Here is a 23,000-nt window from a genome sequence, read left to right as displayed (position 1 = left end):
CCGGCCGGGTCGGCGGGCGGCAGCTGGGCCGCCGCCGTGGTGCCGGACTCGGCGAGGACCGCGCGGACGGCGGCCTCCTCCTGCTGCCAGGCGTCCAGGCGGTGCTGGAGTGCGCGGTGGGCGGCGGGCTCCAGCAGGGCCTCGGCGGCGGCCCGGGGCGTGTCGAAGCCGGCCCGGTAGGCGGCGTCGGCGAGGCGGGCGTCGGCGTCCTTCAGCCGCAGGGCGGCGTCCTCGGCGGCGCGGACGGCGTCGGCGGCCTCGGTGAGCCGTGCCGCCAGCCGCTCCAGCTGTGCCGCGCGCGCCGCCACACTGCCCAGGCCGCCCCGCGCCTGCTCCACCTCCGCTGCCAGCAGCGCCTGTTCACGTTCCAGGGTGTCCCGGCGGGTGAGCCGGGAGGCGGCCCGTACGGCGGCCTGCTGGCGGTCGGCGAGCCGCTGCTCGCGCTCCTGCTCGGCGCGCCGCAGCTCCTGCTGGACGGCGTGCAGGGCGGAGGCGTCGCGGCGGGCGCGGGCGTACTCCCGCTCCAGGTCGTCCGCCTCGGCGGCGAGGCGCGCGGTGGGGGTGTCGCCGGCCTCGGCGGTGGCGGCGGCCAGGTCCTCGCGGACCGCGCCGAGCCGCCGCTCGTCCTCGGTGTGCTCTTCCTCGGCCCGCCGGGCGGCGGCGAGGGCGCGTTCCTCGGTCTCGCGGTCGACGTGTCCGGCGGCCTTGCGCGCGGGCGCGGGGTGTTCGGTGGCCCCGCAGACCGCGCAGGGCTCGCCGTCGGCGAGGTGGGCGGCCAGTTCGGCGGCGATGCCGGTCAGCCGCTGTTCCTTGAGGTCGAGCCAGTGCGCGCGGGCGTCCAGGGCGCGCCGCCCGGACTCGTCCGCGCGCTGCCGGGCCTGTGCGAGGTCGGCGGCGAGCCGGTCGCGGGTGCGGGCCGCGTCGAGCCGGCGCCGCATGGGCTCGCGCTGCACGGCGAGCTGTTCGGCGCGGGTGGCGGCCTCCTGGGCGGAGTCGAGCCGGGTCTGGAGGGCGGCGCGGGTGGTGTCCCAGCCGTCGAGCCAGGCGTCGGCCTCGCGCAGGACCTCCTCGTCGGCGCGTTCCTGCCGGTCGAGTCCGGCGCGTTCCTCGGCGAGTTCGGCGAGCCGCCGTTCGGCGCGCCGGGCCGTCTCCAGGCCGCCGAGTTCCTCGGCGGTCCGGCGGGCGGCGGCGGCGAGTCCGCCGGCGTCGGCGCCCCCGTACGCGTCGGGCAGCGCGCCGCGCGCGCGTGTCTCGGCTCGCGCCGCCTCGTGGTGGTCCCGGTCGGCCGCCTCGCGCAACTCCAGGGCGGGCGCGACGGCCTCCGCCTTGCGGGCCCGCTCCATGCGCCGCTGGTCCTCGCGGTGGGCGCCGGCCCGTTCCCGAAGGCGTTCGGCGCGCTCCCGGGCCTCGGCGAACCTGCTTTGCAGCCGGGCGAGTTCACGGGCCTCGTCCAGGGCGTGCCGGGCGGCGGCGTGGGCGGACTCGGCGGCGGCGAGGCGGCAGTGGGCGATGTCGAGGCGTTCGCGGGCGGTGCTGCGGGCGACGGCGGCGGCCCCGAGGACGGCCTCGGCCAGCCCGGGGTCGCCGGGGTCCGGCTCGGGCAGCTCCATGGCGTCGCCGGCCTCCTGCTGCATGCGGTGGGCGACGGCGAGCAGGGCCGTGTCGCCCTCGCGCACGCGTGCCTCGGTGGCGCGGCGGCGTTCGGCGAGGCGCTTCTCGACGTCGGCGAAGCGCCGGGTGTCGAAGAGCCGGCCGAGGAGCCTGCTGCGGGCCTCGGCGTCGGCGCGCAGGAAACGGGCGAAGTCGCCCTGGGGCAACAGGACGACCTGGCAGAACTGCTCGCGGCTCATGCCGAGCAGCTGCTCCACCTCGGCGCCGATCTCCTGGTGGGAGCGGCTGAGGTCCTTCCAGGCGGCGGCCCGGGCGTCGTACTCGCGCAGCCAGGTCTGGGCCTTGTCGACCGTCATGCCCTTGCCGCGCAGCTTGGGCCGCTCCCACGGGGGCTGCCGGGTGATCTCCAGCCGGCGGCCGGCGACGGTGAGTTCGAGGCGGACCTCGGTGCGGGTGCCGGGCGGGGCGTGGTCGCTGCGCAGGTGCATGCCCTGGCCGCTCTGCCGGGCGCCGGGGACCGAGCCGTAGAGGGCGTAGCAGACGGCGTCCAGGACGGAGGTCTTGCCCGCGCCGGTCGGGCCGTGCAGCAGGAACAGCCCGGCGCCGGACAGCGCGTCGAAGTCGACGCTCTGGGTGGAGCCGAAGGGGCCGAAGGCGGTGATGTCGAGCCGGTGCAGCCTCACCGGGCCACCTCCCGCGCGGTGTGGTCGGCGCGCACGGCGTCGAACGCCTCGCGCAGGACGGCGGTCTCGGCCGTGTCGGGTCCGGCGCCGCGCACATGGGCGACGAAGTCCTGGGCGATCTGTTCGTCGCTGCGGCCCGCGAGCCGCCGGGCGTACGACACGCGGGGGTCGTCGGGGGCCCGTTCGGGGGCGAAGACCAGGCTGAGGGTGTGCGGGAAGCGTTCGGCGAGGCGGGCCATGGGCTCGGCCGGGCGGACCGGGTCGGTGAGGGTGGCCTCGACCCAGGCCTCTTCGTGGCGGGCCAGCTCCGGGTCGGCGAGGAGGTCGTCGAGGTGGCCGCGGATGCGGGCGAGGGGGCGGGGCACCGGGCAGTCGACGCGCTCGGCGGTGACCGAGCCGTCCGCGTCCAGGTCGATCAGCCACATGCTCTTGCGGTGGTCGGCCTCGGAGAAGGAGTAGGCGAGCGGCGAGCCGGAGTAGCGCACGCGTTCGGTGAGGGTCTGGCAGCCGTGCAGATGGCCGAGCGCCACGTAGTCGGCCCCGTCGAAGATCCCGGCGGGTACGGCGGCGACCCCGCCGACGGTGATGTCCCGCTCGCTGTCGCTGGCCTGGCCTCCGGTGACGAAGGCGTGGGCGAGGACGACGGAGCGCGTGCCCCGCGGGCGGCCGGCGAGGTCGGCGCGGACGCGGTCCATGGCGGCGCCGAGCACGGCCTCGTGGCCGGCCTTGTCGACGCCGAACTCGTCCTTGACCAGGGCGGGTTCGAGGTACGGCAGGCCGTAGAAGGCGACATCGCCGTGGGCGTCCCGGAGGATCACGGGGGTGCCGGCGGCGGACGGCTCGGTGCGCAGGTGGATGCCGGCGCGGTCGATGAGCCCGGCGGCGACGCCGAGGCGGCGGGCCGAGTCGTGGTTGCCGGAGATCATCACCGTGGGCACGCCGAGGTCCGCGAGCCGGTGCAGGGCGGTGTCGAACAGTTCCACGGCGGCGAGCGGGGGCACCGCGCGGTCGTACACGTCGCCCGACACGACCACCGCGTCCACCGCGCGCTCACGCACGGTGGTGACCAGGTGACCGATGAACCCTGCTTGCGCCTGGAGCAGGTTCACCCGGTGGAAGGCCCGGCCGAGGTGCCAGTCGGACGTGTGCAGGATCCTCATGGGCCCCGAGACTAACGGCCGGGTAGGACATCACGTCCGGTTACTCCGGTACCGGCCGCTGCCACCCGTCGCCCACAGGAAGGTTATGCCTGATTTACCCCGATTACCGGGCGTCTCCGTAGGCTTCACCGCCCAGTTCGAAGCCGGCCGTGCCCGCCGTCACATCGGCGAGCCAGGCCCGGAAGGCGTCCACGTCGGCGTCCGGCAGCCCGATCTCGATGGTGACGGCCTCGCCGTAGCGGACGTCGCGCACCTCGCGTCCGGTGGCGCGCAGGTCGTTCTGCACCTTGCCCGCGCGCTGGTGGTCGACGGTCACCGTGGCCAGCCGGAAGCGGCGCCGGGTGATCGTGCCGAGGGTGTCCAGGGCCTCGCCGACCGAGCCGCCGTAGGCGCGGATCAGCCCGCCCGCGCCGAGTTTCACACCGCCGTAGTAGCGGGTGACCACGGCGACGACGTACCGCATGTCGCGGCGCAGCAGCATCTGGAGCATGGGCACGCCGGCGGTACCGCCCGGTTCGCCGTCGTCGCTGGCCTTCTGCACGGAGGCATCGGCGCCGATGACGTAGGCCCAGCAGTTGTGGGTGGCGTCGGCGTGCTCCTTGCGCACGGCGGCGATGAAGTCCTGGGCCTCCCGCTCGGTGGCGGCCGGGGCGAGGGCGCACAGGAAGCGGGAGCGGTTGATCTCGGTCTCGTGCACGCCCGCGCGGGCGACTGTGCGGTACTCGTCCTGCATCCGGCCAGCCTAGTCCGTGGCCGTCACGGCCGACGGCCCGCTCCGGCCGGGCGCCCCTCCTCGCTCGCGGCACCGTACGACGGCGGAGCACAGGGCAAGCCCGGGCCGGAAACCGGCGGCGGCGAGCGCGTGTCCAGGCGGCCGGGTGTGCCGCAGCCCGCGGACGTGAGCGACCTCAGCCGGCCCTCGGCACCCTCGGCCAGGCGGACCGGGCACACCGCGGCACCGTACGACGGCGGAGCACAGGGCAAGCCCGGGCCGGAAACCGGCGGCGGCGAAGGCGTGTCCAGGCGGCCGGAGTGTGCCGCAGCCCGCGGGACGTGAGCGGCCTCAGCCGGCCCTCGGCACCCTCGGCCGGGCGGACCCGGCGGACCCGGCGGACCGGGCACGTCGCGGTACCGGCGGCTGCCGGAACCGGGTGTGCCGTGGATCGGGCAGCCGCCGGAGCGGGCCGGTGCCCGCCGGGCCGCTTACGCGGCGCCCCCGATGTCGCGCACGAGGTCCAGGGCGAGCAGGCGGTCGGCGTAGGCGTAGGTCTCGAAGCGGGCGCCGTCCGGGATGCCGGGCGCGCTCTCCACCTCCCGCAGGACACCGAGCACCGCGGGCAGGTCGAGGTCGTCCTCCCAGGCGGCCCGCAGCCTCTCGCGCACCTCGCCGGGGACCGGCCGCGAGGGCCGCCGGGCCCAGCCGGCCACGGCCCGCCGCCACCGGGTGAGGCTGCGCGCGGCCTCCTCCAGCGTGGCCGGGTCCAGCCGCGCGGGTTCGCCGCGCGGTACGGCGAGCAGGGCGAGGCGCAGGGCCGAGGGGTCGGACAGCAGCGCCGCGAACACGGCGGGGCCGCCCCCGGCCGTCGCGGGCGCCCCGTCGGGCCCCGGCATCCACTCCACCCCGGCCACCGCCACCACCGGCCCCTCCCCCACCGCCTCCCCGGAATCGCGCCGGACCACGTGGAGGGCCTGGGCCTCGCCGAGGCCGGAGGCGAGGTCGCGGCTGAACTCGAAGGGACGGATGGCCAGGCGCGTGCCGGCCGCGCGCAGTTCCGGCTGGTCGCGGGGGGCGGTGAGGCTCGTCCAGACCGGGGTACCGCCCAGTTCCAGGGCGCGGACGAGCAGGTCGGCGGTGAGCAGGACCCGCAGGGCCGTCGGGTCCGGGTCGCAGGCATGGGCTTCGATGCGGGTCAGGCCGCGGCGGGCGGGGGCGGCGGGGACGGGCTCACCGGTTCGGGCGTCGAGGATGCGCAGCACGGGGCGAGCGTAGGGCGGGCCGGGGGGCGTATGCAGCAGCTTGCGCCGATTCCGGACAGCGTGCCGGGGTACGGCGGGAATCCCCGCCCGCCGGAGTGACGTTTCCCCGAGACAGTTCCCGCAGCCCGAGGAGGCGGCCGATGTACGGCGACGACGCGACGATCCGCAGGATCCTGACCGAGCTGGGCGACACCTGGGCGGTGGTCGGCCTGTCCGCCAACGAGCAGCGGGCCGCGTACGGCGTGGCCCGGGTGCTCCAGCGGTTCGGCAAGCGGATCGTGCCGGTGCACCCCAAGGCGGAGACGGTGCACGGGGAGCGGGGTTACGCCTCCCTCGCGGACATCCCCTTCGACGTGGACGTGGTCGACGTCTTCGTCAACAGCGAGCTGGCCGGACCGGTCGCCGACGAGGCCGTGGCCAAGGGCGCGCGGGCGGTGTGGTTCCAGCTGGGCGTCGTCGACCCGGCCGCCTATGAGCGCACCCGGGCGGCGGGCCTGGAGATGGTCATGGACCGCTGCCCGGCCATCGAGATCCCCCGGCTGGCCTAGCTTCCCCGCTCCGCCCCGGTCCACGGTCCCGGTCACGGCGGAGGACCGCCCCGCCCGGTGCCCCTCCAGGCGGTGGTCCGCCGCCCTCGGGGCCGGCCCCGGCCAGGCGCCGCGGGTGTCCGGCGCGGGGAGTACTCACACCACCCCGAGTCCCTCCAGCACGACGGCGCCGGGGAGTTCGGCGAGGGCCTTGCCGGGGACGAGGAGCTTGCCGCGCCGGCGTCCGCTGCCGATCAGGACGTACGGCAGGTCGACGACGGCCGAGTCCACCAACACCGGCCAGCCGGCGGGCAGTCCGACCGGGGTGATGCCGCCGTACTCCATGCCGGTCTCGCCGGTCGCCGTCTCCATCGGGGCGAACGAGGCTTTGCGGGCGTCGAGTTGACGACGGACGACACCGTTGACGTCGGCCCGGGCGGCGGACGGCACCACGCAGGCGGCCAGCCGGGTCTCACCGGCCCGCTTGCCCGCGACCACCACGCAGTTCGCCGATTGTTCCAGCAGGTCCCGGCCGTAGTGCTCCACGAAGGCCGCGGTGTCGGCCCAGCGCGGGTCGGTGTCGACGTAGAGGATCCGGTCGGCCGGAACGGCGCCCTGCCAGGTGCGTACGGCGTCGGCGACGGGGGCGGTCAGCTCGTCCAGGCAGTCCGGGGCGGGGGTGGCGTGGTCGAAGTCTCCGATGGGTGCGCGCATGGCCGCACGCTAGCAAGACCGGCCCGGCCGCCGTACCGGCGTCTTACGGCACGGACTGGCTCGGGGCACAAACGGGCTTACGGCACGGGCGGTACGGACACGGCCATCACCATCTCCATGGGCACCTCTCCCTGGTTGCCGTACCAGTGCGGGACGTCGGCCTCGAAGGAGGCGCTCGCGCCCGTCGGAACGCGGTATTCCGTGCCGTCCACGGTGAGCGTCAGCTCGCCCGCGGTGACGTGGACCAGCTCGACCGTGCCGCCGGGGTGCGGCTCGGAGGGGCTGGTCTCCCCCGGCATCAGCCGCCAGTCCCACATCTCCAGCGGTCCGGGCGCCTCGGTGCCGGCGAGCAGCCGGTTGTAGCTGCCGGCCTCGGTGTGCCAGAGCCGTACGGCCCGTTCGGCGGGGACGATCCGGACCTTCGGGCCCTGCTCGTAGTCGAGGAGCGTGGTGATGCTGACGCCGAGCGCGTCACCGATCTTGACGACCGTGCCGATGCTCGGGTTGGTGCGGGCCTGCTCGATCTGGATGAGCATGCCGCGGCTGACGCCGGCCCGGGCGGCGAGCACGTCCAGCGTGAAGCCGCGCACCGCGCGCCAGTGTTTGACGTTGCGCGCCAGGGACTGGGTCAGGAGTTCTAGGTCCGACACATGGAGTCCAATATCCGGGAAGTTCAATATTTTGGTTAGCGCAGTTCAGTGCCGTGAACTACGGTGAGGTGCACTCGATCGTTCACGGAACTGTACTGCGAGGCCGGCCATGACAGCATTCTTCGCCCTGATCACCAGCCTCCTGTGGGGGCTGGCCGACTTCGGCGGCGGACTGCTGACCCGGCGCACCCCCGCGCTGACGGTCGTGGTCGTCTCGCAGGCCATCGCCGCGGTCGTGCTGGGCGCGATCGTGCTGGCCACCGGCGGCTGGAGCGAGACCGGGTCCCGGCTGTGGTTCGCGTTCGCGGCGGGACTGGTGGGACCGGTGGCCCTGCTCTGCTTCTACCAGGCCCTCGCGCTCGGCCCGATGGGCGTGGTCTCACCGCTCGCCACCCTCAGCGTCGCCGTACCCGTCGGCGTGGGGCTCGTGCTCGGCGAGCGGCCGGGGCTGTTCCAGGCCGCGGGCATCGCGGTCGCCGTCACCGGGGTCGTCCTGGCGGGCGGGCCGCAACTGCGGGGCGCGGCCGTGCAGCGGCGCGCGATCCTGATGACGCTGGTCGCGGCGGTCGGCTTCGGCACGGTGTTCGCGCTGATCGCGGAGGCGTCCACCACGGTCACCGGGCTGTTCCTCGCGCTGTTCGTGCAGCGGGTGACGAACGTGGCGGTGGGCGGGGCCGCGCTCGTCGTCTCGGTGCGGCGCGGCGGGGCCGCCGTACCGGAGGGCGGCTTCCCGTGGGGCTCGCTGCCCGCGCTGGCGTTCGTCGGGCTGGCCGACGTGGCGGCCAACGGCACCTACGCGATGGCCACCCGGAGCGGTCCGGTCACCGTCGCGGCCGTGCTCGCCTCCCTGTACCCGGTGGTGACCGCGCTGGCCGCCCGCGGCTTCCTCAGCGAACGGCTGCGCGGCATCCAGACGGCGGGCGCGGGCCTGGCCCTGCTGGGCACCCTGCTACTGGCGACGGGCTGAACGTCGGGCGAGCGACCGGGCTCGGGGTCCACGACGGCCGTGGCCGACCCGCGCCCGAGGGCGCACCGCCTTGGCGACCAGCCGGCTGAGCGACGAGGGCGCACCACCTTGGCGACCAGCCGGCTGAGCGATGAGGCCGTACCGCCTTGGGCCCGGCGCGGCGAGCCGGACCGGACGGGCCGCCGGCCGCGCCTCTCCCGGAGGGCCGGCCCGGGCGGTGGGCCGGTGTCAGCCGTCGGGGTCCAGTGCGGCGAGCCGGGACACCGCCTCCTCGTCCAGGTCGGCCAGTGCGCGCAGCTGGCCGGGGGTGAGGTCGTCCGGTATCGGCACCGGCGCCGGGGTGCGCAGGGGCGGCTGCCAACCCGTGTCGGGGGTCCAGCGCCGTACGACCTTGGCGGGCGCCCCGGCCACCACCGCGTGGTCCGGCACCGTGCCCCGGACCACCGCGCCGGCCGCCACGACCACGTTCCGGCCGATCCGCGCCCCCGGCAGGATCACCGCGCCGGTGCCGACCCAGCAGCCCGGCCCGATCTCGACCGGCTCCATGCGCGGCCACTGCTTGCCGATGGGCTGGTGCGGGTCGTCGTAGGAGTGGTTGGTGGAGGTGACGTAGACGTACGGGCCGAAGTAGCAGTCGCTGCCGATGGTGACCGTGGTGTCCGCGATGACATGGCTGCCGCGGCCGAGGACCACGCCGTCGCCGATGCGCAGGATCGGATCCGGGCCGAGGTCCAGGTCGGGCATCAGGCCCGCGGTGAGGGTGACCTGCTCGCCGATGATGCAGTACGAGCCGAGCCGGATCCACGGCTCCCCGAAGACCGTGCCGAGCGGGAAGGCCAGCCGGGTGTGCTCGCCGATGGCGCCGAAGCGGAAGCGGCCGGGGTGCTCGGCCGTGACCGAGCCGGTACGCCGCACCCACGCCCAGCCCGCGTGGACGGCGCGCTGGGCCAGGCGCTGACGCCAGGATGAGAACGTGTTCTTGCGCTTCGGCACGCGCTCACGTTACTCACCGGTCGCCCCCGGCGAGACGCCGGGCCGCTGTGATCTTTGCCCCACCCGGTGTCGTACGGTTCGGGGCACGCACGCACACAAGGAGACGGTGATGACGCAGAAGGCACTGATCGTGGGCATCGGGGGCAAGGAGCCCCGGATCGATCCGGAGGCGTTCGTGGCACCCACGGCGTCCGTGGTCGGGGACGTCACGCTGGGCGAGGGGGCCAGCGTCTGGTACGGGGCCGTCGTGCGCGGGGACATAGACAAGATCACCGTGGGGGCGCGGGCCAATGTGCAGGACAACGTCACCCTGCACGCCGACCCCGGGTTTCCGGTGAGCATCGGGGAGCGGGTGTCCATCGGGCACAACGCGGTGGTGCACGGGGCGACCGTGGAGGAGGACTGCCTGATCGGGATGGGCGCGACCGTGCTGAACGGGGCGGTGATCGGGGCGGGCTCGCTGGTCGCCGCCCAGGCCCTGGTGCCGCAGGGGATGGTGGTGCCGCCCGGGTCGCTGGTGGCGGGGGTGCCGGCGAAGGTGCGGCGCAGCCTGTCGGAGGAGGAGCGGGAGGGCGTGATCCTCAACGGCACGCTGTACGCCGATCTGGCGAAGGCGCATCGCGAGGTGCACGAGCACGAGTAGGGGTGCCGTCGGTCCGCGGCTGCCCCGGCGTACCCCGCGGCGGCCACCGGCCCGCCCCGCGCCGCCCAGGCGCCCCCCCCGCTGTCCAGGGCTTACTCCCCGGCGTCCAGGGCTTACTCCCCGGCGTTCACGGGTTCCGCTTCCGCTTCCCGCTGCTCCTGCTGGGCGTTCTTCGCCTTGCGCTTGAGCAGCAGCATGGAGCCGAGTCCGATGAGGACGGCCACGCCCAGGCCGACGTAGGAGAAGCGCTTCAGCCAGTCCTCGGCGACGATGCCCACGTAGTAGATGACGGCCGTGGTACCGCCGGCCCAGCAGATGCCGCCGAGGACGTTGGCGATCAGGAACTTCCAGTACGGCATGTGCAGGACGCCCGCGAGGGGGCCGGCGAAGATGCGCAGCAGGGCGACGAAACGGCCGAAGAAGACCGCCCACATGCCCCACTTCTGGAAGGAGCGTTCGGCGGTCGCCACATGGCCCGCGCTGAAGTGGCGTGGGAACTTCCCGCCGAGCCAGGCCAGCAGCGGGCGTCCGCCCTTGCGGCCGATGGCGTAGCCGATCGAGTCGCCGATCACCGCTCCGGCCGTCGCGCAGACGCCGAGGACGACCGGATTGACACCCGTGTGCTGGGAGGACATCAGGGCGGCCGAGACCAGGACGATCTCGCCCGGCAACGGGATGCCCAGGCTCTCCAGACCGATCACCAGGGCCACCACGGCGTAGACGGCGGCGGCAGGCACCGAGTCGAGCCATTCCTGGACGTGCACCGCCGGTTCCTCCCCTGTCGCTGACCTGGTCGTCCTGCTGTCCGGGCGCCCGCATGCACAGCGCGGCCCAAGGGAAGGCTACCTGGTCGGCGCCGAACGGCCGCCTGTCCGCCCGGCCGGCGGCACCGTTCCGCCCGCGCGCCTTACGTTTCCGGACATCCCCGTGTCACGCGGGAGGGGAAGGCTCCACGCGGTTTCGCCCGGCCCGCTCCCCCAGGCCCGCGAGGGCCCGCCGCGGAAGGACGACGTCCCGTGCCCCCAGCCCCGTCCCCTTTCCCGTCCCCATCCCCGTCCCCGTCCCGCTCGCTGCCGCCTCCGCGTCCCCGCACGGAGACCGGCGGCCACGCCCCGGGGGCCGCCGGCGTCGGTACGGAAACCGCCGGCCTCGGTACGGAGACCGCCGGCGTCGCTACGCAGACCGCCGCCCTCACCCCGGGGACCGCCGGCCTCGGCACGGAGACCGCCGGCCTCCACGCGAAGAGGGCCGGCCTCGGTGCGGAGGGTGCCGGCCCCGATCCGGGATGTGCGGCTCCGGCGCGGCCGGCGGTGGCGCGCGGGCCGGGGCGGCCGCTGCGGCTGGCCCTGTGCCTGGCTCCGCTCCTGTTCGCCGCCGGGTGGGCGGTGGTCAACCGTCCCGTCGTGTACGAGGGGGTCCGGCGGCTGGTCGCGGCCGACCCGGGATGGCTGGCGGCCGGGGCCGGGTTCACCTGCCTGACCTGGGTGGCCGCCGCCTGCGTCCGGCAGGGCGCGCTGCCCGACCCGGTGCCGCCGCGGCTGCTGCTCGCCTCGCAGTTCGCCGCCGGTGCCGCCAACCACGTACTGCCCGGCGGGCTCGGCGCGCACGCCGTCACCCTGCGGTTCCTGCGCGGGCAGGGCGTGCCGCTGGAGCGGGCCACCGCGTCGATCGGCCTGTACTCGCTGACCAGATCCGTCGCGAAGACGCTGGTACTGGTCGTGTTCCTGGCGGCCTCGCCGGCCCGGCGGCGCCTCGGGGAGCTGATACCGGACGGGCGGTTGCTGGTACCGCTCGCGGCGGGCGTGGGCGGGGCCGTCACGGTGGCGGGCGTGCTGCTGACGGTCGTACGGCCGTTGCGGCGGCCGGTGGTCCGGCTGCTGCGCACCGCCGTGGCCGACGCGCGCGCCGTGCATGCCCGGCCCCGCCGGGTGGTGGCGCTGTGGGGCGGGGCCGCCGCGATGCCGCTGGTGCAGGCCGGCGCGCTGGCCTGTGTGGGGGCCTCGCTGGGGCTGGGGCTGCCCTGGGAGCAGGTGGTGCTGGCCCATCTGGCGGCGGGCACGGCCGTCGGGGCGGTGCCCGCGCCGGGCGGCCTGGCCGTCGACGCGGCACTGGTGTGGACGCTGGTCGCCTTCGGCTCCGCACCCGCACCGGCGACCGCGACCGTCATCGGCTACCGGGTCCTGACAGACTGGGCACCGCTGCTGCCGGGCGCGCTGGTGCTGTCGGCGCTGATCCGCAGGAACGTGGTGTGAACTCCGTCTGCGCGGTGTGGCGTGTGAACGCCGCTTTCAGTCATCCGGGGTGTTGACCGCGTGCCACCGGGCGAGCCGGCGCCGCGGCGGAAAAACCGGTGCACTGCCGGAGTGTCCGGTGACACCGTGTGGCCATGACGGGTATCGAGGCACTCTTGATCGGCGGCCGGTCCGGGGTGGGCAAGACGACGGTGGCCATGGAGACGTCGGTCCTCCTACGGGACGCCGGCGTCCCCCACTGCCTCATCGAGGGTGACCTCCTCGACCACGTCCACCCCGCACCCCCGGACGACCCCTACCGCGCCCGCATCACCCAGCGCAACCTCGCCGCCCTGTGGGCCAACTACGCCGGCCTGGGCATCCGGCGCCTGATCTACACCAACACCGTCAGCATCCTCGAACCGGACCTGATCCGGCAGGCCCTCTCCCCCACCGCCCCGCCGAGGATCGTCGGCGTCCTGCTCACCGCCACCGACGCGACGGCGCGCCATCGCCTCGGCGGGCGGGAACGCGGCTCCGAACTCGACGTCCACGTGCGCCGCAGCGCCGCCGCCGCGAAGCGTCTGGAAGCGGAGGCTCCGCCGGGGACGGTACGCATCCCCACCGACCGGCGCACCGTTCGCGCCATCGCCGAGGACGTCGTGGCCGCCACGGGCTGGTCCCACTGAGCGGCCACCGGCACCCGGCCCGGCGGTGAACCCGAGGCCCGCTTCCCCCGCCACGCCTGCCTCCGACCCGCCGTTCCCCGGCCCGCCGTCGGCTTCTCGTACGTGTACGTCATCACGGGCGCCTACGTCATCACGGGCGCCGGTGTCGCCGGCCCGGGCCGGCTGCCCGCTCCCTCCCCCGTGGAGCCGCGGGCCGCGGGGGTGGCCTCGCTCCTCGGCCCCCTGACCCGCGCGCCCCGGCTTCCCGTACGGGGTGTCACCGGCCCGGTGGTGCCCGGCTCCGCCCGGCCGCCCGCCGGAAGCCCCACCCGGCACCTCCGGCACCTCCGGCACGTCCGACCGCAGCTCCCGCCGCAGCTCCGGGCGAACCCCATCCGGCGCGTCCGACGTACTTGGGGTGCCCGGGGTGCCCGGCATGTCGGACGCGCCCGGCGCACCCGGCGCTTCCGGCGCTTCCGGCGCTTCCGGGCGCCGCTCCGGCGCGGCCGCCGCACGCGGTGGCGCTTCGCCCGTCTCCAGCACCCACCGCTGCGCCCGGGACCCGTCGTCGCGGTGTACGACGCCGACCCCCGTGACCGTAGAACCGGCCCCCGGCGCCAGGGCCAGGCCGGGGTGGCGGCGGAGCAGGATCTCGCCGTGGAGCGTGAGGTCGTAGGAGGCCTCCCCGGGCGGTACCGCGCAGCCGGCCAGCGCGACGGTTCTGGTGCCGGGGTCGGCGGTGAGACAGAGGGCTGGGTCGGCGGTGCTGCGCAGGAGGCCGTCGTCCTGGTAGGTCCACTGCTGGGAGTCGGCCGCCGAGCACGGCGCGAGCCGGACGCCCGCGCCCGCGGCGACCCGCTCCCCGCGCACGTCCAGGCAGCGCCCGGAGGCCAGGCCGCGCAGGGCGCCGTGGACGGGCCCGGCGGGGCCGCCGGCGGAGGCCGCGGAGTGCGCGCCGGCGCCGCCCGGCCACGGGGTGTCCGCGGCGGGCGCGGCCCAGGTGCCGCCGGCGCCGGGGACACCGTTGTCATCGGACCAGCTCCTGACCGACAGGGCGGTGACGAGCAGCGCGAGGGAGGTGAGCCCGACACCGACGGCCATGGCCTTGCGGTGGCGGCCGCCGGACGCGCGGGGCACGGTCACCCGGGCCGGTCTCCACCACGTCGGCCGGTCACGGACGGCCGACCGGTCCTCCACGGCGGCGCGGGCGGGCCGGGAGGCGAGGTAGCGGCGGGCGCCCCAGCCGAGCACGCTCTCGGCGAGCAGCAGGGGCAGGCCGCCGTCGAAGCGACCCAGTTGTTCGGCGGCGTACCGGCAGTGGCGGCAGACCGCCAGATGCCGGCGCACTTCCGGCAGCAGGAGCCCACCGCGCCGGAGGGGGATGTCCAGGAGCCGGTTGTGGAAGCGGCATTCCTCGGTGGGCGCGAGTTCCCGGTGAGCGCGTACACAACCGGCGCGGAATTGCCCGCGCGCCTGCTCCAGTGCGGCCGAGGCGGTGATCGTGTCGACGCCCAGCAGACCGGCGGGTATGTTTATGGGTTCCGCCTCGACCTCGGTATGCCAGAGAAGGCATTGCGCGGCGCCGGGAAGGGACCGGAATGCGCGGGCGGCGAGCTGTCTGCTTTCCGCCGGACCGGGCTTTGTCGCGCGCAGTCCGCGACCGCCGGTGGTTTTGCGCAATTCCGGCAGGACGGCGCAGGCGGCGGCGTCCGACGCCCAGGCGCGGACGGTGTCGCGGACGGCGACGAGCAGTCGCGGCCGCAGGGCGCCACCACTCACGCCGCCGACCGCGCCACCGACCGCGCCACCATTCACGCCGTCGGCCGCGCCACCCGCCGTGCCGGCGAGCACTTGATGGAAGGCCGCGGCGGCGACCAGGTGGGCGGTGGGGCCGGCGTCGGCCAGGCAGACGACGGCATGGTCGCGGGTGGCCGGCCAGTGCCGGGCGAGGAGCAGCGCGACGGCGTGGTGACGGCCGCCGGTGTCCGGGCCGCCGAGCCGGGCGAGGAGGGCGGGGTCGGACTCCCCGCCGGGGCCGGGCGGGGGCGGGTAGGGCGGGCGTGGGGGGTAAGGGGGCTGCACGGAAACATTTCCTTTCCAGCCGCAGGACCGCATGCGCGTGAGCGTCCTGTGGGAAAACCTGTTGGTGCATACCTAAAGGGCCGGCCGGACGTCGGCGTCCGCCTTTGCCTTCCCGCGGGGAGGCTCACCTTGGCACAGGCGACTCACGGGAAACAAGGATCCGGAATACCCCCGGTGATGAAATCGGCCCTTCCCGCAATGGTTACCGCTGGTATCTCCGAACGACGTTCGACCCGACGGCCGACCCTCCCGCGAAAAGGCCGGATGGCAGGCCAAATGTCCAATTCCGGTATTCACGGCGCGCGGACCGGCACGGACCCCGCCGACATCCGGTCAAACCATGGCCGACGCACCGGCACGCCCTTCCTCCACCCCGGTACGGCGCGTGATGCTCTGCTCACAGGGAGATAGCAGTGGTTCCCGCAACCCACGGAGGAGCAGACCATGCCGCTCGGAAGGATCGCCGTCTACAACGACGCGGACGGCGTGGGCATCATCACCGGCGAGGACGGTGAACAGCGCCCTTTCTCCTGCATGGAGACGCAGACGACCCGCGAGGGCCAGCGGGTCGCCTTCGAGGTGGTCGGCGCGAAGGCCACCAACGTGGTCGCCATCCGGTGACGGCCCCGCCCCGGACGCCCGCGCCCCGCCCCGGACGCCCGTGCCCCGCCCCGGTGTCGACGGGGCGGGGCACGGTGTCGTCGGGTCCGGCGCGGACTACTTCGCCCGGTCGGCCGGCCGGAGCGTCCACAGCACGCTCATCTCGCCGGTCACCGCGCCGTCCGCGCGCCGTATCTCGACCGCCACGGGGAACTCGGGGCGCTGCCCCGCGTCGAGTTCGGCGACGACCTCGGCGGCCGGGCGGCCCAGCGTCGCGGTCGCGGTGACGGCGCCCATCGCCAGCTTCTTGTAGGCGATCTCGGCCCGCACGGCGAGCGGCACGGCACGCGAGAGCTGGTCCCCGAAGGCGGCCAGCACGATGGCGCCGCTGGCCGACTCCCCGAGGGTGAACATCGCACCGGCGTGCGGGCCGCCCACGTGGTTGTGGTAGGCGCCCTGGTCCGGCAGGGACACCACCGCCCTGTCGGCCGTGGTCTCCAGGAACTCCAGGTTCAGGGTCCGGGCCATGGGCACGGTGGCGGCGAGCATCTCGCCGATCGACATCTGGTCTGAGGTCATGGCCGTCATGTTACTCACGAGTAGCAGGGGCTGGCCAGCGAAGCGCACTAGGGTTACAGGCCATGTGGCCAGATCAGCAGCCGCCAGGGGGCGCGCAGAATCCGCAGCACGATCCGCGGCAGAACCCGTACCAGCAGCCGGGTCACCCACAGCCGAACGGGTACCAGCAGCCGGGCCGGCCGCAGCCGAACCCGTATCAGCAGCCCGGGTATCAGCAGTACCCGCAGGCCGGCCAGTACGGGCAGCAGGCACAGGCCGGCCCGTACGCGCAGCAGCCGTGGGGGCAGCCGCCCACGGCGCCCCTCCCCGAGCCCCCGCGGGGCGGCGGCGGCCGTACGAAGCTGGTCGCCGTCGTCGCGGCCACGGCCGTCGTGGTCACCGCGGCCGTCACCGGCTTTCTGGTGCTGGGCGGTTCGAAGGACGACGAAGCGGACGACGGCAAGGGCGGACGGACCGCGAGCCCGACGCCGACCGCCACCTCGCCCGCCTCGCCCACCTCGGCCGCGACCGACAACCCCCGCTCCGGCGAGACGGAGAAGCCGACGGTCGCGGGCTGGAAGGTCGTGGTGAACCCCAAGTACGGCACGGCCTTCGATGTGCCCCCGGAGTGGGAGGTGCAGCGGCCCGGCGTCTTCACCTTCTTCGAGGACAAGGTGAAAGGCGACGGCTCGGCGTACATCGGCTTCTCCGGCACGTCGTCCCTCAAGCCGCGGTACTGCACGTCCGACGACGACAAGGACGGCAGGGAGGAGACGTCGTCGCTGGGCGTGGCCGGCACCAAGGGCGAGATGGGCGCCAAGGACACCGCGAGCACCGCTTACGGCGACGCCGCCGCGTTCGCCTTCGGCGGCTACACCGACCAGAAGGACTCCTCCAAGAAGTACCTCAGGGCCGGCAAGGCCAAGGACTTCACGACGGCGTCCGGCGTCAAGGGCAGCGTCGCCACGTCCTACACCACGGGTGTGCCGAAGACGCACTCGTGCGACACCGACGGCAAGGCGACCACGTTCGCGTTCAAGAACTCGGCGGGCAATTTCGTCTCCTGGACCTTCTACGGCGCCAAGGGTGTCAAGGAGGAGGTCTCCGACGCGACGATCCAGAAGATCCTCAGCACGGTACGGCTGCACGGCGACCCGACCGTGGAGTGACCGCGGCCGACCGCACCGGCCCGTCGGCGCGCACCGGACCCGTCGGCCCGCACCGCCGCGCGGTAACCGCCCGCGCGGTAACCGCCCGTGTGGAAAACGAGCTTGGCAGGCCGGGGGTCCGGCCGCGATAGTCGGCCGGTGATCAAGGATTCCCACTTCTCCGCCCGCCCCCGCAGACCCGTGTGGGCGGGCCGCAACTACTCCCTGCTGACCGCGGCCGCCGTCATCACCGGCCTGGGCGCGAACGGTTCGCTGATCGCCGCCGCGTTCGCCGTGCTGGAGGCGGGCGGGGACAGCGGGGACGTGGGCCTGGTGGCCGCCGCCCGCACCCTGCCGCTGGTGGTGTTCCTGCTCATCGGCGGCGCGGTCGCGGACCGGTTGCCCCGGCACCGGGTGATGGTCGCCGCCAACGCCCTCAACTGCCTGTCCCAGGCCGCGTTCGCGGCGCTCGTCCTGGCCGGTGACCCCAGGCTGTGGCAGATGATGCTGCTCACCGCGCTGGGCGGCACCGGCCAGGCGTTCTTCGGCCCGGCCGCGGAGGGCATGCTGATGTCCTCGGTGGCGGGCGAGCAGGCGGGCCGGGCGTTCGCCGTCTTCCGGATGGCCACCCAGGGAGCGGCCCTCGGCGGCGCGGCGCTCGGCGGCGCCCTGGTCGCGGCCGTCGGCCCCGGCTGGGTGCTGGCCGTCGACGCGGCCGCCTTCGCCGTCGCCGCGGCGCTGCGCTCCCTCCTCGACGTCGGCCACCTCGCGCCGCGCGCGCCGGGTGGCGGCATGCTGGCCGATCTGCGGGAAGGCTGGCGGGAGTTCGCCGGCCGGCCCTGGCTGTGGGCGATCGTCGTGCAGTTCTCCATCGCCAACGCGGTGGTCGGCGCGGCCGACGCGGTCTACGGCCCGCTAGTCGCCCGGGACAGCCTGGGCGGCGCGGGCCCTTGGGGTCTGGCGCTGGCGGCGTTCGGCGCGGGCACGGTGGCCGGTGCCCTGCTGATGACCCGCTGGCAGCCCCGCCGCCTGCTGCTCGCGGGCACGCTGTGCGTGTTCCCGCTGGCCCTGCCCTCCGCCGCGCTGGCGGTACCGGCGCCACCGGGTGTGCTGTACGCGGTGATGTTCGCCACGGGCACGACGGTGGAGGTGTTCGGGGTCTCCTGGATGACCGCGCTGCACCAGGAGATACCCGAGGAGAAGCTCTCCCGGGTCTCGGCCTACGACTGGTTCGGCTCGGTGTCCCTGATGCCGCTCGCCACCGCCCTGGCCGGACCGGCCGAGGCCGCCGTGGGCCGTACGGCCGCCCTGTGGGGCTGTGCCGCCGTGGTGGTCCTGGTCACCGCACTGGTGCTGCTGGTCCCGGACGTGCGCCGGCTGACCCGGCGCACCCACCGGGTCACCGCCGCCGCGCCCGTCTCAGCCGATGCCGAACGCGCCGTCGGGGGGCTCGGGTGAGGGTACGGCGTCGGCGTCCTCCACCGGTCGCGCCGACCCGGTGAACCGCCGTACCGCCGGGCCGTGTTCGACGCGGGCCGGGAAGGCGTCCGCCGCGGTGCGCCGGGCCAGCGCGGCGGTGTCGAGGGGCCGGTGGGAGGCCGCGACCACCACGTTCCCGAACCGCCGCCCGCGCAGCACCGCCGGCTCGGCGACCAGCGCCACCTCCTCGAACACCGCGGCCAGCGTGGCCAGTTGGGAGCGCAGGAAGGCAAAGGGCGCGGCGTCGGCGAGATTGGCCAGGTAGACGCCGTCCGGCCGCAGCACCCGCTCGGCCGTGCGGACGTAGGCCAGCGTGGTGAGGTGGGCGGGCACCCGGGAGCCGCCGAACACGTCGGCGATCAGCACGTCGGCCCGGTCGTCCGGCGCGGCCTGAAGCCAGTCCCGGGCGTCGGCCGCGTGCAGCGCGATGCCCGAGCCGGCCGGCAGCGGCAGCTGCTCGGTAACCAGCTCCAGCAGCCCCCGGTCCGCCTCGACGACGTCCTGCCGGGAGCCGGGGCGGGTGGCGGCCACATACCGCGGCAGGGTCAGCGCGCCCCCGCCGAGGTGCACCACATCCAGCACCCGCCCGGTCTCGGCCACGGTGTCCAGCACATGCCCCAGCCGCCGCGCGTACTCGAACTCCAGATACGCCGGGTCGTCCAGGTCCACGTACGACTGCGGGGCCCCGTCGACCGTGAGCAGCCAGGCCCGCTCCCGGTCCACGTCGGGCATCAGCCGGGCGGTGCCGTGGTCGGTGGTCCGGGAGACGGGTATCGATTCGTTCACCCGACCATTGTGGATCCCGCGGCCCTGCGTCACCGCACGTCCGGGCGTACGTCACCGCACATCCCGGGCGGCACCGGCCGCCGTCGCCGGCTGCCCTGCGCGGCTGGGGAGTTCGGCCCATACGGCGATCACACAGGTGCGTCGGTTAGTGTCTGCGGATGCTCGATGCCAACCGCTCTGGCACCGCCCCGACCTCTCCCCCGGCCGCCACGCCCTCTCCTCTGGCCGCCGCGCACGGCCCGGCCCTCGGCCCGGCCGCCCCCGGCGCCGTGACCGTGCCCGCGCTGCCCCCCGCCGGGTTCGCCGCGCGCTGCACACGGCTGCTGCTGTCGCCCTACGCCCGGCTGTCCCTGCTGCTCGCGCTACTGGCGGGCGGGGCGGCGGGGGTGCTGGTGTGCGAGCCGCAGCGGCTGCTGACGCACGGCTGGCCGCCGCAGCTCGGCGGGGCCGCGGCGGCCCTGGTGTTCGCGGCGGCGTACGGGCTGTGCACCGTGGTGTTCGTGCCGCGCCCCCTGCTGAACCTGGCCGCGGGCGCGATGTTCGGCTCCCAGGTGGGGCTGGCGACGGCGCTCGCGGGGACGGTGCTCGGTGCCGGGGTGGCGTTCGGGCTGGGCCGGGCGCTCGGACAGGACGCGCTGCGCCCGCTGCTGCGGGGCCGGTGGCTGAAGGCGGCCGACGGGCAGCTCAGCCGGCACGGGTTCCGGTCCATGCTGGCCGTCCGGCTGTTCCCGGGCGTGCCGTTCTGGGCGGCGAACTACTGCGCGTCCGTCTCGCGTATGGGCTGGCTGCCTTTCCTGCTGGCCACCGCCCTCGGCTCGGTCCCGAATACGGCGGCCTACGCGGTCGCCGGCGCCCGGGCGTCGGCGCCGACCTCCCCCGCCTTCCTGATCGCGATGGCCTGCGTCGCCGTGCCGGCCCTGGCGGGCACGGTGATCGCCTGGCGCAAGCGGCACCGGCTGCGCGCCGGGTGAGCCGTCGCATCCGTCCGAAGAGCCGTCCCCGGAGGGGTGTCCGATGTGGTCCAGCGTCATCGCCGTGGCCGGCACGCTGCTCGGCGGCGCGCTGACCGCGCTGCTTCAGCTGCGGCGCGAGCGGGCCGGCCGCGACGAGCGCCGGGCGGAGGCCCTGCGCGTGGCGCTGGGCGAGCTGGTGGCGGCCCTGGGTGACCACCGGCGGGCCCTGTGGCATCGCGAGGACCTGGTGCTGAGCGGCGCGAGCCCGGTGGCCGTCGACGCGGGCCCGGGCCGAGACCCGTGCCACCCGCTCCGCCGTGACCTCCCCGCTGGTGGCGGTCTGCGTCCTCGAACCGGCCCTCGCCGGGCCGGCCCGCCGGGCGGCCCTGGCCGCGTTCGCCCTCCGCGACGCCCCGCCCCCACCGAGCCGGCCGCCCGCCGGGAGGCCGCGATCACGGCGACGGACGACCTGGTCGACGCGGCGGGACGGGTGACGGCTCGGTGAGCGGGCGCGGATCCGCGGCCCCGGCGAGGGGTACGGCGGTGGGCCGCGCGCACCCGGGCGGGCCGGGACCTTCGGGCGGTGGCCGCCCTCAGACGCCCTCCAGGATCATCGCGTTGGCGAGGCCGCCCGCCTCGCACATGGTCTGGAGGGCGTAGCGGGCCCCGCGCTCGCGCATGGCGTGGACCAGGGTGGTGGTCAGCCGGGTGCCGCTCGCGCCGAGCGGATGACCGAGGGCGATGGCGCCGCCGTGCACGTTGACCTTGGCGAGGTCGGCGCCGGTCTCCTGCTGCCAGGCGAGCACCACACTGGCGAAGGCCTCGTTGACCTCGAACAGATCGATGTCGGCCAGGTCCAGCCCCGCCCGGCGCAGCACCTTGTCGGTGGCCGGGATGATCCCGGTCAGCATCAGCAGCGGATCGGAGCCGGTCACGGCGAAGCTGTGCAGCCGGGCGAGCGGGCGCAGGCCGAGCCGGGCCGCGGTGTCGCCGGAGGTGATCAGGACGGCGGAGGCGCCGTCGTTGACCGGGCTGGCGTTGCCCGCGGTGACGTTCCACTCGATCTGCGGGAAGCGCTCGGCGAAGCCGGGGTCGTAGTAGGCGGGCTTGAGTCCGGCGAGGATCTCGGGGGTGCTGCCGGGCCGTACGCACTCGTCGCGGGCGACGCCGTCCAGCGGCGCGATCTCGGCGTCGAACAGCCCCGCCTGCCACGCGGCGGCGGCCTTGTGGTGGGAGGAGACGGCGAACTCGTCCATCCGCGCGCGGGTGAGGGACCACTTGGCGGCGATGAGTTCCGCGCTGATCCCCTGCGGAACCAGCCCCTCCGGGTAGCGCTCGGCGACGCCGGGTCCGAACGGGTCGGTGCCGGCGGGCACGTTGGACCACATCGGCACCCGGCTCATCGACTCCACGCCGCAGGCCACGACGAGGTCGTACGCGCCCGAGATGACGCCCTGTGCAGCGAAGTGCACGGCCTGCTGGGAGGACCCGCACTGGCGGTCCACGGTGGTCGCGGGCACCGACTCGGGGAAACCGGCGGCCAGGAGGGCGTACCGGGTGGTGTTCATGGCCTGCTCGCCGATCTGGTCGACGGTGCCGCCTATGACGTCGTCGATCAGCGCCGGGTCGACACCGGAGCGTTCGACCAGGGCGCGCAGGGTGTGGGCGAGGAGTTGCACGGGGTGGACGTGGGCGAGGGAGCCGTTGGGCCTGCCCTTGCCGACGGGGGTGCGTACGGCTTCGACGATGACTGCGTCTCGCATGGTGCGGGCCTCCTTGGCCGCCCTGGCCGTCCCCGGAGGGCGATGTGCCGATTACCGGTGAGTTGGAAAACTGGACTCACCATAGCCCCGAGAGTTTGAAAAGCAAACCCTCACCTAGACTGGGGTCATGGCCGCCACGAAGGACCCGCGCCCCTGTTCGATCGCCGACGCCCTCGCACTGGTCGGCGAGAAGTACTCCCTGCTCGTCCTGCGGGAGGTGTGCCTGGGCAACAGCCGCTTCGACCAGCTCGTACGCAACATCGGCGCCCCGCGCGACATCCTGGCCGCCCGGCTGCGCCGGCTCGTGGAGGCCGGCATCCTCACCAAGCGCATGTACAGCGAGCGCCCCCAGCGCTTCGAGTACCGGGCCACGCAGGCCGGGCTGGAGCTCGAGCCGGTGCTGCTGACCCTCAGGGAATGGGGCGACCGCCATCTGCGCCGGGGCACCGGCCTGCCCATGGTCGTCGAGCACCGCTGCGGCAGCGAACTGGTGTCGGTGGTCACATGCCGGGCCTGCGGTGAGGCCGTGCGCCACGAGGACCTCACCGCGCGTCCGCAGGCCCCGGGCTGGACCCTCTCGGGACCGGCGACCGCGTGAGGCCACCGGGGCCGGCGGCGCCGGGGCCCGTCAGAAGTGCTCGACCAGGTCGGTGAAGCGGTCCACCTGGAGCAGCCGTTCGGTGCTCTCGGGGAACGGGTGGTGTTCCAGCACCCAGGTGTCGGGATGCGGCACGTACACCGCGCCCAGCCCGGCGGCGAGCGCCGGCACGATGTCGGACTTCGGCGAGTTCCCGATCATCCACGTCC

General features: G+C 75.1%; 22 protein-coding genes and 1 pseudogene. 11 read left to right on the top strand and 12 right to left on the bottom strand.

Translation table 11 applies throughout. The features are described 5' to 3' along the window. The 4 genes from ABD350_RS27090 to ABD350_RS27075 all read right to left on the bottom strand — a co-directional run. A partial coding sequence (locus tag ABD350_RS27090) for an AAA family ATPase (RefSeq protein WP_344351048.1) occupies nt 1–2,294 on the bottom strand: 2,294 nt, incomplete at its 3' end. Further along, the gene (locus ABD350_RS27085; RefSeq protein WP_344351047.1) at nt 2,291–3,454 is read right to left on the bottom strand and encodes an exonuclease SbcCD subunit D; all 1,164 of its coding nucleotides are present in this window, start codon (nt 3,452–3,454) and stop codon (nt 2,291–2,293) included. The genes ABD350_RS27085 and ABD350_RS27090, both read right to left, overlap by 4 nt. Nucleotides 3,455–3,557: 103 nt before the next feature. Continuing rightward, nucleotides 3,558–4,187, bottom strand: a complete 630-nt coding sequence (locus ABD350_RS27080; protein ID WP_344351045.1) for a YigZ family protein — start codon at nt 4,185–4,187, stop codon at nt 3,558–3,560. 470 nt (nt 4,188–4,657) lie between these two features. Then, a complete protein-coding gene (locus tag ABD350_RS27075; protein WP_344351043.1) occupies nt 4,658–5,431 on the bottom strand; it encodes a hypothetical protein in 774 nt (257 codons plus the stop codon). A 140-nt stretch (nt 5,432–5,571) separates the two neighbouring features. Here ABD350_RS27075 and ABD350_RS27070 point away from each other — a divergent pair, with 140 nt between their 5' ends. After that, nucleotides 5,572–5,979 carry a CoA-binding protein gene (locus ABD350_RS27070; protein WP_344351041.1) on the top strand — a complete coding sequence of 136 codons (408 nt, stop codon included), beginning with the start codon at nt 5,572–5,574 and terminating at the stop codon, nt 5,977–5,979. 135 nt (nt 5,980–6,114) lie between these two features. On the opposite strand, the gene ABD350_RS27065 is transcribed toward ABD350_RS27070, so the two are convergent. Both ABD350_RS27065 and ABD350_RS27060 read right to left on the bottom strand, forming a co-directional pair. Then, nucleotides 6,115–6,672 carry a YbaK/EbsC family protein gene (locus tag ABD350_RS27065; RefSeq protein ID WP_344351039.1) on the bottom strand — a complete coding sequence of 186 codons (558 nt, stop codon included), beginning with the start codon at nt 6,670–6,672 and terminating at the stop codon, nt 6,115–6,117. 77 nt (nt 6,673–6,749) lie between these two features. After that, nucleotides 6,750–7,322 (bottom strand): helix-turn-helix domain-containing protein, encoded by a 573-nt coding sequence (locus ABD350_RS27060; protein ID WP_344351038.1) that lies wholly within the window; start codon nt 7,320–7,322, stop codon nt 6,750–6,752. A 109-nt stretch (nt 7,323–7,431) separates the two neighbouring features. Here ABD350_RS27060 and ABD350_RS27055 point away from each other — a divergent pair, with 109 nt between their 5' ends. Continuing rightward, the gene (locus ABD350_RS27055) at nt 7,432–8,289 is read left to right on the top strand and encodes an EamA family transporter (protein ID WP_344351036.1); all 858 of its coding nucleotides are present in this window, start codon (nt 7,432–7,434) and stop codon (nt 8,287–8,289) included. 228 nt (nt 8,290–8,517) lie between these two features. Here the strand turns inward: ABD350_RS27055 and ABD350_RS27050 are convergent, their stop codons facing one another. Then, nucleotides 8,518–9,282, bottom strand: a complete 765-nt coding sequence (locus tag ABD350_RS27050) for an acyltransferase (RefSeq protein ID WP_344351034.1) — start codon at nt 9,280–9,282, stop codon at nt 8,518–8,520. A 109-nt stretch (nt 9,283–9,391) separates the two neighbouring features. Here ABD350_RS27050 and ABD350_RS27045 point away from each other — a divergent pair, with 109 nt between their 5' ends. Further along, nucleotides 9,392–9,925, top strand: a complete 534-nt coding sequence (locus ABD350_RS27045; RefSeq protein WP_344351033.1) for a gamma carbonic anhydrase family protein — start codon at nt 9,392–9,394, stop codon at nt 9,923–9,925. Nucleotides 9,926–10,038: 113 nt separating this feature from the next. On the opposite strand, the gene ABD350_RS27040 is transcribed toward ABD350_RS27045, so the two are convergent. After that, nucleotides 10,039–10,689: a DedA family protein gene (locus tag ABD350_RS27040; protein WP_344351031.1), complete on the bottom strand. Its 651-nt coding sequence runs from the start codon at nt 10,687–10,689 to the stop codon at nt 10,039–10,041. A 546-nt stretch (nt 10,690–11,235) separates the two neighbouring features. Here ABD350_RS27040 and ABD350_RS27035 point away from each other — a divergent pair. Further along, a complete protein-coding gene (locus ABD350_RS27035; protein ID WP_344351029.1) occupies nt 11,236–12,177 on the top strand; it encodes a lysylphosphatidylglycerol synthase transmembrane domain-containing protein in 942 nt (313 codons plus the stop codon). Nucleotides 12,178–12,311: 134 nt separating this feature from the next. Continuing rightward, entirely contained in the window at nt 12,312–12,845 is a 534-nt protein-coding gene (locus ABD350_RS27030; protein ID WP_344351232.1) for a hypothetical protein, read from the top strand. A 534-nt stretch (nt 12,846–13,379) separates the two neighbouring features. Here the strand turns inward: ABD350_RS27030 and ABD350_RS27025 are convergent. Next, nucleotides 13,380–13,925 (bottom strand): annotated as a pseudogene (locus ABD350_RS27025) (RICIN domain-containing protein); the annotation flags it as partial. A gap of 1,425 nt (nt 13,926–15,350) precedes the next feature. Between ABD350_RS27025 and ABD350_RS27020 the strand changes: the two are divergent. After that, a complete protein-coding gene (locus tag ABD350_RS27020) occupies nt 15,351–15,527 on the top strand; it encodes a S1 domain-containing protein (protein ID WP_344351027.1) in 177 nt (58 codons plus the stop codon). A 96-nt stretch (nt 15,528–15,623) separates the two neighbouring features. Here the strand turns inward: ABD350_RS27020 and ABD350_RS27015 are convergent, their stop codons facing one another. Next, nucleotides 15,624–16,094 (bottom strand): DUF4442 domain-containing protein, encoded by a 471-nt coding sequence (locus tag ABD350_RS27015; protein WP_344351230.1) that lies wholly within the window; start codon nt 16,092–16,094, stop codon nt 15,624–15,626. Nucleotides 16,095–16,147: 53 nt separating this feature from the next. Here ABD350_RS27015 and ABD350_RS27010 point away from each other — a divergent pair, with 53 nt between their 5' ends. Continuing rightward, on the top strand, nt 16,148–17,233 hold the full coding sequence (locus ABD350_RS27010; RefSeq protein WP_344351025.1) for a DUF8017 domain-containing protein: 1,086 nt from the start codon (nt 16,148–16,150) through the stop codon (nt 17,231–17,233). Between the two features lie 138 nt (nt 17,234–17,371). Then, on the top strand, nt 17,372–18,670 hold the full coding sequence (locus tag ABD350_RS27005; protein WP_344351023.1) for an MFS transporter: 1,299 nt from the start codon (nt 17,372–17,374) through the stop codon (nt 18,668–18,670). Here the strand turns inward: ABD350_RS27005 and ABD350_RS27000 are convergent. Then, the gene (locus ABD350_RS27000) at nt 18,632–19,477 is read right to left on the bottom strand and encodes a spermidine synthase (protein WP_344351021.1); all 846 of its coding nucleotides are present in this window, start codon (nt 19,475–19,477) and stop codon (nt 18,632–18,634) included. The two genes, ABD350_RS27005 and ABD350_RS27000, sit on opposite strands and share 39 nt — an antisense overlap. 158 nt (nt 19,478–19,635) lie before the next feature. Between ABD350_RS27000 and ABD350_RS26995 the strand changes: the two genes are divergently transcribed. Then, complete coding sequence (locus tag ABD350_RS26995) at nt 19,636–20,448, top strand: TVP38/TMEM64 family protein (RefSeq protein WP_344351019.1); 813 nt, start codon at nt 19,636–19,638, stop codon at nt 20,446–20,448. Nucleotides 20,449–20,491: 43 nt separating this feature from the next. Beyond that, nucleotides 20,492–20,935 (top strand): protein kilB, encoded by a 444-nt coding sequence (locus ABD350_RS26990; protein ID WP_344351017.1) that lies wholly within the window; start codon nt 20,492–20,494, stop codon nt 20,933–20,935. An 88-nt stretch (nt 20,936–21,023) separates the two neighbouring features. Here the strand turns inward: ABD350_RS26990 and ABD350_RS26985 are convergent, their stop codons facing one another. Continuing rightward, on the bottom strand, nt 21,024–22,193 hold the full coding sequence (locus tag ABD350_RS26985) for a thiolase family protein (protein WP_344351015.1): 1,170 nt from the start codon (nt 22,191–22,193) through the stop codon (nt 21,024–21,026). Nucleotides 22,194–22,320: 127 nt separating this feature from the next. On the opposite strand from ABD350_RS26985, the gene ABD350_RS26980 reads away from it, so the two are divergent. Next, a complete protein-coding gene (locus ABD350_RS26980; protein ID WP_344351014.1) occupies nt 22,321–22,791 on the top strand; it encodes a winged helix-turn-helix transcriptional regulator in 471 nt (156 codons plus the stop codon). Nucleotides 22,792–23,000: the final 209 nt, after the last annotated feature.

The sequence above is a fragment of the Streptomyces nogalater genome (assembly GCF_039532885.1).
GTDB classification, from domain to species: Bacteria; Actinomycetota; Actinomycetes; order Streptomycetales; family Streptomycetaceae; genus Streptomyces; species Streptomyces nogalater.
Note: the sequence above shows the minus strand (reverse complement) of the source record. Positions and strands in the feature narration are given on the sequence as shown.